Here is a 799-nt window from a genome sequence, read left to right on the forward strand (position 1 = left end):
CTCCTTTGTTAACGCTCATTACTAATCAGACTAGATAATTAAGAACTTAATTGCTGCTGACTGCTGGAACACTATTGGTCGCTTTTGGCATAGAAGCCGCAGCTGTCACATTAGCGCCGTTCTTGGTAGCTGCTGATCTGTCTGATAATGAATAAACATAAGATACTACAAGCATAATACGCTCATTACCCAATTTGGTTTCCCATTCAGGCATGACGCCTGCACGGCCATAGCGTAGGGTATCGCGAACAGTTTCACGCTCACCGCCATACAGCCAAATGTTATCAGTCAAATTAGGCGCACCAGTTGAAATCATACCTTTGCCATCTTTACCGTGACATAAAGCACAGTTCGCATCATAGATAGACTCGCCTTGGGCGACTAAAGTTTTATCCAGCTCACCGTTGTCCTTATGACCGTTGTTATCAGATAATGATAGAACATACTCAGAAGCTGCGCGAACGCCTTCTTCACCAATCTGATCACGCCATGCTGGCATACCACCAACCCGGCCTTTGTGTAGCGTGGTGAGTAGGTTTGCCGCATCACCACCATATAACCAGTCATTATCCGTCAAGTTAGGATAACCTGTTGCACCCTTAGCGTTTGACCCATGACACACTGCACAGTTTTGCAGGAACAAACGGCTACCTACTTTTAGTGCGTTAGGGTTTTGTGCCAGTTTTTCGATTGCAGGCGCAAGATCAGTAATTTTTTCATCAATCTTAGATTGCAAATCCGCTGGTGGGTTGTCACTACGTTTCAAAGTATTCTGTAACTCTGATAGCTCACTTAAAGT

The 799-nt window shown here is 44.7% G+C and carries 1 protein-coding gene; it reads right to left on the bottom strand.

Annotation, left to right across the window (positions count from 1 at the left end; all coding sequences use genetic code 11):
• Positions 1-46 precede the first annotated feature (46 nt).
• Positions 47-799 (bottom strand): cytochrome-c oxidase, cbb3-type subunit III (gene ccoP, locus ACS8FD_RS19180; protein ID WP_439277030.1); only part of this gene is annotated, 753 nt, incomplete at its 5' end.

The sequence above is a fragment of the Psychrobacter sp. 1U2 genome (genome assembly GCF_051847575.1).